The sequence below is a fragment of the Enterobacter mori LMG 25706 genome (assembly GCF_000211415.1).
In the GTDB taxonomy this organism is placed as follows: Bacteria; Pseudomonadota; Gammaproteobacteria; order Enterobacterales; family Enterobacteriaceae; genus Enterobacter; species Enterobacter mori.
Genome location: NZ_GL890777.1, coordinates 186,349 through 195,878, shown reverse-complemented (window position 1 = coordinate 195,878; position 9,530 = coordinate 186,349). Strand labels below are relative to the sequence as shown.

The window sequence follows — 9,530 nt, the reverse complement described above, 5'->3', positions numbered from 1 at the left end:
GAGATGTTCCTGTTCGAAAACCTGGTCGAAGTGGACGATCGCAGCATCCAGCGCCTGCTTCAGGAAGTGGACTCCGAATCGCTGCTTATCGCCCTCAAAGGTGCCGAGCAACCGCTGCGCGAGAAGTTCCTGCGCAACATGTCCCAGCGTGCAGCCGATATCCTGCGCGACGACCTGGCCAACCGTGGTCCGGTGCGTCTGTCTCAGGTGGAAAACGAACAGAAAGCGATCCTGCTTATCGTTCGTCGACTGGCCGAAACCGGCGAGATGGTGATTGGCAGCGGAGACGACACCTATGTCTAATGAGCTGCCGTGGACGCGCTGGACACCCGACGATCTGGCGCCTCCCCTCTCCGAGTTTATCCCCGCCGCACTCCCGTCCGATGAGGGCGATATCGATGCCGCGGTGCCCGAGCTGAGCGAAGAAGAGCAGCGTGCGCAGATGCTGGCGCAGATGCAAATGCAGGCGCACGAACAGGGCTTCAACGCCGGTCTGCACGAAGGACGGCAGAAAGGCCAGGAGCAGGGTTATCAGGAAGGGCTGGCAAAAGGGCTGGAGCAAGGCATCGAACAGGCGCGTCAGCAGCAGGCGCCCCTCAATGCCCGTATGCAGCAGCTGGTGAGCGAATTCCAACATACGCTGGACGCGCTTGACAGCGTGATTGCGTCGCGCCTGATGCAGATGGCGCTGGAAGCCGCGCGTCAGGTGATTGGCCAGACGCCAGCCGTCGATAACTCGGCGCTGATTAAACAGATTCAGGGTCTGCTCCAGCAGGAGCCGCTGTTCAGCGGCAAGCCGCAGCTGCGCGTGCACCCGGACGATCTCCAGCGCGTGGAAGAGAGTCTTGGCGCAACGCTCAGCCTGCACGGCTGGCGGCTGCGGGGCGATCCCTCGTTACACCACGGCGGGTGCAAAGTCTCTGCGGATGAGGGCGATCTGGATGCCAGCGTCGCCACCCGCTGGCAAGAACTGTGCCGCCTGGCAGCACCGGGAGTTGTCTGATGACCGCACGCCTTACCCGCTGGCTCAACACGCTTGATAACTTTGAAACGAAGATGGCACAACTGCCATCTGTTCGTCGTTATGGCCGTCTGACCCGCGCCACCGGCCTGGTGCTGGAAGCGACGGGCCTGCAGCTTCCGCTGGGTGCCACCTGCGTTATTGAGCGTCAGGACGGACTGGAAATGCGTGAGGTCGAAAGTGAGGTGGTCGGATTTAACGGCCAGCGCCTGTTCCTGATGCCGCTCGAAGAAGTTGAAGGCATTCTGCCCGGCGCGCGCGTCTATGCGAAAAACAGTTCAGGCGACGGTCTGCAAAGCGGCAAGCAGTTACCGCTTGGGCCAGCGCTCCTTGGGCGCGTGCTGGACGGCAGCGGTAAACCGCTCGACGGACTGCCCTCCCCGGACACCACAGAAACCGGCGCGCTGATCACCCAGCCCTTTAACCCCCTTCAGCGAACCCCTATCGAGCACGTGCTGGACACCGGCGTGCGCCCGATTAACGCCCTGCTGACCGTGGGACGTGGACAGCGTATGGGCCTGTTCGCCGGGTCCGGCGTGGGGAAATCCGTCCTGCTCGGCATGATGGCACGCTATACCCAGGCCGATGTGATCGTCGTGGGGCTGATTGGCGAGCGTGGGCGCGAAGTCAAAGACTTCATCGAAAACATTCTGGGTGCGGAAGGCCGCGCCCGCTCGGTGGTTATTGCCGCCCCGGCGGATGTATCCCCCTTGCTGCGTATGCAGGGTGCTGCCTACGCGACCCGTATCGCCGAAGATTTTCGCGACCGCGGCCAGCACGTCCTGCTGATCATGGACTCCCTGACCCGTTACGCGATGGCGCAGCGTGAAATCGCGCTCGCCATCGGTGAGCCTCCGGCCACCAAAGGGTATCCGCCTTCGGTATTTGCCAAGCTCCCGGCGCTGGTCGAACGCGCGGGGAACGGCATCAGCGGCGGCGGCTCGATCACCGCATTCTATACGGTACTGACCGAGGGCGATGACCAGCAGGATCCGATTGCCGACTCCGCGCGTGCGATCCTCGACGGTCACATTGTGCTGTCGCGACGTCTGGCCGAAGCGGGGCATTACCCGGCGATTGATATTGAAGCATCCATCAGCCGCGCAATGACGGCGCTGATAACCGAGAAGCACTACGCCCGCGTGCGTAACTTCAAACAACTGCTCTCCAGCTTCCAGCGCAACCGCGATCTGGTGAGCGTTGGGGCGTATGCCAAAGGCAGCGACCCGATGCTCGACAAAGCGATTGCGCTCTGGCCGCAGCTGGAGGCGTTTTTGCAACAAGGTATTTTTGAACGCGCCGACTGGGAAGACTCAATCCAGGCTCTGGATCTGATTTTCCCACAGGTGTAACACAGGTGGAGGGCGAAGGTCATGGCGCAAAACAGCGCGTTATCAACGCTAAAAGATCTGGCTGAAAAAGAAGTTGATGATGCCGCACTGCAGCTCGGCGCAATGCGACGCGGGTGCCAGCAGGCTGAAGAGCAGTTGAAGATGTTAATCGACTATCAGCATGAATATCGCACCAACCTGAATACCGATATGACGCAGGGCATTGGCAGCCAGCGTTGGATCAACTATCAGCAGTTTATCCAGACGCTGGAAAAGGCGATTGAGCAACACCGCCTGCAGCTTAACCAGTGGACCGAAAAAGTGGATACCGCGCTCAACTTCTGGCGCGAGAAAAAACAGCGGCTGCAGGCCTGGCAAACGCTACAGGACCGACAGGTCGCGGCGTCAACCCTGGCGGAAAACCGCCTGGATCAGAAAAAAATGGATGAGTTTGCCCAGCGCGCATCAATGAGGAAACCGGAATGATCACACTGCAACAACTGCTGATGACCGACAGCGACCTGTCAGGCGGCACGCAAACGGGGAAAGGCGCCGAGGGTGCGCAAGACTTTCTTTCTCTGCTGGCGGGCGCGTTGACCGATGCGCCTGGTCAGGGCAAAGATGCGCCGCTGACCCTGGCTGATTTGAAAGCCGCTGGCAGCAAGCTGTCCAGGGTAGCGCAACAGGACGCAGGCGAGACCACCCTGCAGGCGAAAATTGCCGACCTGCTCTCACGCCAGGAGACGCTGACCGCCGACGATGACGCGGCGAAGACCACTGCGCTGCAAACGCTGGTGTCCGGGCTGATGCCGACGACCCAAAGTGATGCGTTAAAGACACTGACGCACGCGTCCGCAAAAGATGACAGCAAAACTGACCTAAGCGAAGACGAACTCGCGGGGCTCAGCGCGCTGATGGCGATGTTGCCGCACCAGCAGAAGGCAACACCGGTAACGACGCAGGCAACCCACGTCGACGGCGTTACCGCTCAGACGTCCCTCACCTCCGCTCTTCCGCAAACGCTGAAAAACGCGCTGCCGGGCAAAGAGAATAACCCGCCTCAGGCGGCGTCTCAGCCTGTGGCACAAACGGCTGACGCAGCCCTTCCTGCCAGCGTACCCGTGACCCCTGCGGTCGCGGCGGCGGCTGAGAAACAGGACATCGCGAGCAGCGCGACGACAACCTCGCCCACCGCAACCCTGGCACCGATCCTCAGCAGCCACGCGACCTCACAGCCTGCTGCAACCGTTGCCACCGCGCCGGTATTGAGCCAGCCGCTCGGCACCAGCGAATGGCAGCAGACGCTGAGCCAGCACATCACGCTGTTCACGAAGCAAGGCCAGCAGACCGCTGAACTGCGTCTGCACCCGGAGGACCTGGGCCAGGTGCAAATCTCGCTTAAACTGGATGATAACCAGGCGCAGCTGCAGATGGTGTCTCCGCACAGCCACGTGCGCGCGGCGCTGGAGGCTGCTCTGCCGGTCTTACGCACCTCTCTGGCGGAAAGCGGCATTCAGCTTTCGCAGAGCAGCGTCAGCAGTGAGAGCTTCGCCGGACAGCAGCAATCCTCATCACAGCAGCAACAGCAGGCTTCCCGCTCGGGCCAGCACGGCGCGTTCAATGAAGAGAGTGATGAGTTATTGCCGACCCCTGCCGCCCTGCAATCCGCCGCGCGGGGAAATGGCGCAGTGGATATCTTCGCCTAAACGCCAGAGGTAGCGTGATTATTCCCGTCTTTTGCACGCTTTGAGATAAGGCGGACACGGGATAATCACCCTATTAAGCTGTACCGAGACAGGAAGCTCGTATCAGATGACTGACTCCGCTATCACCAAAAAAAGTAAGCGCTCCATCTGGATCCCGCTGCTGGTGTTGATCACGCTCGCCGCCTGCGCTACCGCGGGCTATAGTTACTGGCGTATGCAGCAGGAACCGACTGCCGCTGCTGCCAAAGCTGAAGCGCCACCGCCTCCGGCCCCCGTGTTCTTCCCGCTGGACACCTTCACCGTCAACCTGGGTGATGCGGATCGTGTGCTTTATGTTGGCATTACGCTGCGCCTGAAAGACGAAGCTACCCGTTCTCGTCTGAACGATTATCTTCCTGAAGTGCGTAGCCGTCTGCTGCTGCTGTTCTCTCGTCAGGACGCTTCGACGCTCGCTACCGATGACGGTAAGCAAAAACTGGTCGACGCCATCAAACAGACGCTGTCGACCCCGCTGGTAAACGGCCAACCGAAGCAGGAAGTCACTGACGTTCTGTATACAGCCTTCATTCTGCGGTAACGACATGGGCGACAGTATTCTTTCTCAGGCAGAAATCGATGCGCTGCTCAACGGCGACAGCGATAAGAGTGATGATCCGCAACCGGGACTGAGCGGCGACGACAATATTCGCCCCTATGACCCGAATACCCAGCGTCGCGTGGTACGTGAACGTCTGCAGGCGCTGGAGATCATCAACGAACGTTTTGCGCGTCAGTTCCGTATGGGGCTGTTTAACCTGCTGCGTCGTAGCCCGGATATCACCGTCGGCGCGATCCGCATTCAGCCGTATCATGAGTTTGCCCGCAACCTGCCGGTGCCAACCAACCTTAACCTGATCCATCTGAAGCCGCTGCGCGGCACCGGTCTGGTGGTGTTTTCGCCAAGCCTGGTGTTCATTGCGGTGGATAACCTGTTCGGCGGCGACGGGCGTTTCCCGACCAAAGTAGAAGGTCGTGAGTTCACCCACACCGAACAGCGCGTCATTAACCGCATGCTGAAGCTGGCGCTGGAGTCTTACAGCGACGCGTGGAAGGCGATTAACCCGCTGGAAGTGGAGTACGTCCGTTCTGAGATGCAGGTGAAGTTCACCAATATCACCACCTCGCCGAACGATATCGTCGTTAATACGCCGTTCCACGTTGAAATCGGCAACCTGACCGGTGAGTTCAACATCTGCCTGCCGTTCAGCATGATTGAACCGCTGCGCGAGCTGCTGGTGAACCCGCCGCTGGAGAACTCGCGCCACGAAGATCAGAACTGGCGTGAAAACCTGGTTCGCCAGGTTCAGCATTCGCAGCTGGAGCTGGTAGCGAGCTTTGCCGATATTCCGCTGCGGTTATCTCAGATCCTGAAATTACAACCCGGCGACGTTTTGCCGATAGAAAAACCCGACCGCATTATTGCCCATGTGGATGGTGTCCCCGTGCTGACCAGTCAGTACGGCACAATTAACGGCCAGTATGCGTTACGCGTTGAGCACTTGATCAACCCGATATTGAATTCGCTGAATGAGGAACAGCCCAAATGAGTGACATGAACAATCCGTCCGATGAGAACAGCGGAGCACTGGACGATCTGTGGGCTGACGCGTTAAACGAGCAAAAGACGACCCCGACGAAAAGCGCGGCGGACGCGGTATTCCAGCAGCTGGGCGGCGGCGACGTCAGCGGCACGCTGCAGGATATCGACCTGATCATGGATATCCCGGTTAAGCTGACGGTTGAGCTGGGCCGCACCCGCATGACCATTAAAGAGCTGCTGCGCCTGACGCAGGGTTCCGTGGTCGCCCTTGACGGCCTGGCCGGTGAACCGCTGGATATTCTGATCAACGGTTATCTGATTGCTCAGGGTGAAGTGGTGGTGGTTGCTGATAAGTACGGCGTGCGCATCACCGACATCATTACGCCATCCGAACGTATGCGTCGTCTGAGCCGTTAAGCATGAAAACCCAGGCAACAATGTCCCAACCCTCCGCGGTACCTGGTTCACCGCTGCTCCAGGTGAGCGGTGCCCTGTTCGGTATTATTGCCTTCATTCTTATTGCGGCCTGGCTGGCAAAGCGTTTTGGTCTGGCGGGTAAAACCGCCGGAACGCGCGGCCTGAAAGTCAGCGCCAGTACCACGCTGGGGCCACGCGAGCGCGTGGTCATCGTCGACGTGGAAGATGCGCGTCTGGTACTGGGGATCACCGCCTCAAACATCAATGTATTACATAAACTGCCGCCCGCCCCTGTCACGGGTGACGAGCGCGCAGAAGCCCCAGCGGATTTCCAGTCCGTTATGAAGAGTTTGCTTAAGCGTTCCGGGAGATCCTGATGCGCCGTTTGTTATCCCTTACGCTTGCGGGTGTTGGCCTGTTTGCTCCCGCGGTCTATGCGCAACTGCCCGGTCTGGTCTCGACCCCGCTTGCCGGAGGCGGTCAAAGCTGGTCGCTTTCGGTTCAGACGCTGGTGTTCATCACCTCGCTGACCTTTATTCCGGCCATTCTGCTGATGATGACCAGCTTTACCCGCATCATCATTGTTTTTGGCCTGCTTCGAAACGCCCTGGGAACACCTTCCGCTCCGCCCAACCAGGTGCTGCTGGGCCTGGCCCTGTTTTTGACTTTTTTCATTATGTCGCCGGTGATCGACAAGATTTACACCGACGCCTACCAGCCGTTTAGCGAAGATAAAATCTCGATGGAAGTTGCGCTGGAGAAAGGCGCGCAGCCGCTGCGTGAATTTATGATGCGCCAGACGCGTGAAGCAGATTTAGCGCTTTTTGCCCGCCTCTCCAACACTGGCGAGCTTCAGGGACCGGAAGCGGTGCCGATGCGCATTTTGCTGCCAGCCTATGTAACCAGCGAGCTAAAAACCGCGTTCCAGATTGGCTTCACTATTTTCATTCCGTTCCTGATTATCGACCTGGTGATCGCCAGCGTCCTGATGGCGCTCGGGATGATGATGGTACCGCCTGCGACCATCGCTCTGCCCTTTAAGATCATGCTCTTTGTGCTGGTCGATGGCTGGCAGCTGCTGGTCAGTTCGCTGGCGCAGAGTTTCTACAGTTGAGGAGCGCGCAATGACGCCAGAATCGGTCATGATGATGGGCACGGAAGCGATGAAAGTCGCGATTGCCGTTGCCGCCCCGCTGCTGCTTGTTGCCCTCGTGACCGGTCTGATCATCAGTATCCTGCAGGCCGCCACGCAGATTAACGAAATGACGCTGTCGTTTATCCCGAAAATCATTGCCGTGTTCGTGGCGATTATCGTCGCCGGGCCGTGGATGCTGAACCTGCTGCTGGACTATATGCGCAACCTGCTCACCAATCTGCCGTACATCATCGGCTGATATCACGATGCTGCACTTCACCAGCGATCAATACGTCCAGTGGCTGGGCGTCTACTTCTGGCCGATGCTGCGCATTATGGCGCTCATCTCAACCGCACCTATTCTCAGCGAGAAATCGATACCCAAGCGCATCAAAGTGGGGCTGGGGATCGTCATTACGATTATTGTCGCCCCGTCCCTGCCGCCGGTTGATATCCCTGTATTTTCCGCTAACGCCGTATGGGTGGCGCTTCAGCAGGTGATGATCGGCGTCGCCGTTGGGTTTACCATGCAGCTCGCCTTTGCGGCAGTGCGTACTGCGGGTGAGCTGATCGGCCTGCAAATGGGGTTATCCTTCGCCACCTTCGTCGACCCCGGCAGCCACCTCAACATGCCGGTGCTGGCGCGTATCATCGATCTGCTGGCGATGCTACTGTTCCTGTCGTTTAACGGCCACTTATGGCTCATCTCAATGCTGGTGGACACCTTCCACACGCTGCCGATTGGCGAAAATCCGGTTAACAGCAACGCGTTTCTGGCGCTGGTGCGTGCCGCCGGGCTGATTTTTCTCAACGGGCTGATGCTGGCGCTGCCGATTATCACCCTGCTGCTGACCGTTAACCTGGCATTAGGCCTGCTGAACAGAATGGCGCCGCAGCTTTCCGTGTTTGTCATTGGTTTTCCCGTGACGTTGACGGTCGGTCTTTTATTAATGTCATTGCTAATGCCACTTATCGCCCCCTTCTGTGAACATTTATTCAGCGAGATATTCAACCTGTTAGCGGATATTGTCAGCGAACTGCCTCGCAAATAATAGTCCTCACACTCCATATTGTCTTTCTGAGGATATTCCTAAAATAAAACGCGAAAAACATCTTCCAGGATATATCTGACGCGGTTTAAATGTTTCTAACCATCTCACAATACTTAATATTTACTTTACTTTAAGAAGATTCCTGGCAAATTATAAGTAACTTTACGGGATAGTGAGTTCGCCTGAAAGTCTTTGTCATGCTCACAGGTTTTATTTGGTTTTTCCATCCCGTATGGCTGTTTATGAGCTCTCAGGCAGATGGTGAATTATCGTTACGCATTGAGTGAGGGTATGCCATGTCAACGATCATTATGGATTTATGCAGCTACACCCGGCTAGGGTTAACCGGGTATCTGGCAAGCAGAGGGGTAAGAAAGAGAGACATCAACGATGCACACACCGTTGACGAACTCGAAGCCGCTTGTGAAGCACACAAGCCCGGCGTGGTGTTTATTAATGAGGACTGTTTCATTCACGATCCAGCCAACAGTCAGCACATTAAGCAAATCATTAATCAGCATCCTAAAACGTTGTTTATTGTTTTTATGGCGATCGCCAATATTCATTTCGACGAATACTTGTTGGTCCGTAAAAATTTATTGATCAGTTCTAAATCGATTAAACCCGAGTCGCTGGATGACATTTTGGGTGATTATTTGAATAAAGAAGTTAAGAATGTAGGAGCGGTTAACTTACCCACCCTATCATTAAGCAGAACTGAATCAAGTATGCTCAGAATGTGGATGGCTGGACAAGGGACAATTCAGATCTCGGACCAGATGAATATCAAGGCAAAAACGGTTTCGTCACACAAAGGAAATATTAAAAGGAAAATTAAAACGCATAATAAGCAAGTGATCTACCACGTCGTTCGCCTGACCGATAATGTCACAAACGGAATTTTCGTTAATATGCGCTGATCCGCGCAAGGCCTTCTGTACCCTACCTGCGATCTCTGGCCTGGCCAGAGATTTTTGCATTTAGAGCCGCATGGGCCGGGGACGGGAACGCCGCCCGACACCACGCTATTCTGCTGCTTCCACAAAAATACCATCCTCATGTCCCAGTTCGTTAAAGAACCAGATACCGAGCGGGTAGTCTTCCAGAGAAACCAGGTACATTACACCTTCGCTAAACTCTTCTATTGCCAGCACCACACCCGGGCGGCGCGGTCCACCGTCCGTTTTAACGGTTACCCGATCGTTGACCTTCATACATTCCTCCTGTGGTTTTGAGCCAGTGTAGAACAAAACGCATTAACTGGCACCGACCCCCGGCGCGAATGGTGT

The 9,530-nt window shown here is 56.9% G+C and carries 13 protein-coding genes and 1 pseudogene; 13 read left to right on the top strand and 1 reads right to left on the bottom strand.

The window, feature by feature from the left end:
• From ENTMO_RS26655 to rcsA, 13 genes and pseudogenes are all read left to right on the top strand, one after another.
• Positions 1-303 (top strand): FliG C-terminal domain-containing protein (locus ENTMO_RS26655; RefSeq protein ID WP_010432380.1); only part of this gene is annotated, 303 nt, incomplete at its 5' end.
• Positions 296-1,003, top strand: coding sequence for a flagellar assembly protein FliH (gene fliH, locus ENTMO_RS0114655; RefSeq protein ID WP_010432378.1), 708 nt, complete (start codon positions 296-298; stop codon positions 1,001-1,003). The genes ENTMO_RS26655 and fliH, both read left to right, overlap by 8 nt.
• A complete protein-coding gene (gene fliI / locus ENTMO_RS0114650; RefSeq protein WP_010432376.1) occupies positions 1,003-2,373 on the top strand; it encodes a flagellar protein export ATPase FliI in 1,371 nt (456 codons plus the stop codon). Before fliH ends, fliI begins: the two co-directional genes overlap by 1 nt.
• 21 nt (positions 2,374-2,394) lie before the next feature.
• Entirely contained in the window at positions 2,395-2,838 is a 444-nt protein-coding gene (gene fliJ / locus ENTMO_RS0114645; protein ID WP_010432373.1) for a flagellar export protein FliJ, read from the top strand.
• Positions 2,835-4,058, top strand: coding sequence for a flagellar hook length control protein FliK (fliK, locus tag ENTMO_RS0114640; RefSeq protein WP_010432369.1), 1,224 nt, complete (start codon positions 2,835-2,837; stop codon positions 4,056-4,058). Before fliJ ends, fliK begins: the two co-directional genes overlap by 4 nt.
• A gap of 106 nt (positions 4,059-4,164) precedes the next feature.
• Positions 4,165-4,635 (top strand): flagellar basal body-associated protein FliL, encoded by a 471-nt coding sequence (gene fliL, locus ENTMO_RS0114635; RefSeq protein WP_010432366.1) that lies wholly within the window; start codon positions 4,165-4,167, stop codon positions 4,633-4,635.
• A gap of 4 nt (positions 4,636-4,639) precedes the next feature.
• Entirely contained in the window at positions 4,640-5,644 is a 1,005-nt protein-coding gene (fliM, locus tag ENTMO_RS0114630) for a flagellar motor switch protein FliM (RefSeq protein WP_010432363.1), read from the top strand.
• Complete coding sequence (fliN, locus tag ENTMO_RS0114625; RefSeq protein ID WP_003859592.1) at positions 5,641-6,054, top strand: flagellar motor switch protein FliN; 414 nt, start codon at positions 5,641-5,643, stop codon at positions 6,052-6,054. The genes fliM and fliN overlap by 4 nt, the downstream gene beginning before the upstream one ends.
• A gap of 2 nt (positions 6,055-6,056) precedes the next feature.
• Positions 6,057-6,431: a flagellar biosynthetic protein FliO gene (gene fliO, locus ENTMO_RS0114620; protein ID WP_029485119.1), complete on the top strand. Its 375-nt coding sequence runs from the start codon at positions 6,057-6,059 to the stop codon at positions 6,429-6,431.
• On the top strand, positions 6,431-7,168 hold the full coding sequence (gene fliP / locus ENTMO_RS0114615) for a flagellar type III secretion system pore protein FliP (RefSeq protein ID WP_010432349.1): 738 nt from the start codon (positions 6,431-6,433) through the stop codon (positions 7,166-7,168). Before fliO ends, fliP begins: the two co-directional genes overlap by 1 nt.
• Positions 7,169-7,178: 10 nt before the next feature.
• Complete coding sequence (gene fliQ / locus ENTMO_RS0114610; protein ID WP_010432346.1) at positions 7,179-7,448, top strand: flagellar biosynthesis protein FliQ; 270 nt, start codon at positions 7,179-7,181, stop codon at positions 7,446-7,448.
• A gap of 7 nt (positions 7,449-7,455) precedes the next feature.
• A pseudogene (fliR, locus tag ENTMO_RS0114605) lies at positions 7,456-8,248 on the top strand (flagellar biosynthetic protein FliR); the annotation flags it as partial.
• 289 nt (positions 8,249-8,537) lie between these two features.
• Positions 8,538-9,161: a transcriptional regulator RcsA gene (rcsA, locus tag ENTMO_RS0114600; RefSeq protein ID WP_010432341.1), complete on the top strand. Its 624-nt coding sequence runs from the start codon at positions 8,538-8,540 to the stop codon at positions 9,159-9,161.
• A gap of 105 nt (positions 9,162-9,266) precedes the next feature.
• Here the strand turns inward: rcsA and dsrB are convergent, their stop codons facing one another.
• Positions 9,267-9,455: a protein DsrB gene (gene dsrB, locus ENTMO_RS0114595; RefSeq protein ID WP_010432339.1), complete on the bottom strand. Its 189-nt coding sequence runs from the start codon at positions 9,453-9,455 to the stop codon at positions 9,267-9,269.
• Positions 9,456-9,530: the final 75 nt, after the last annotated feature.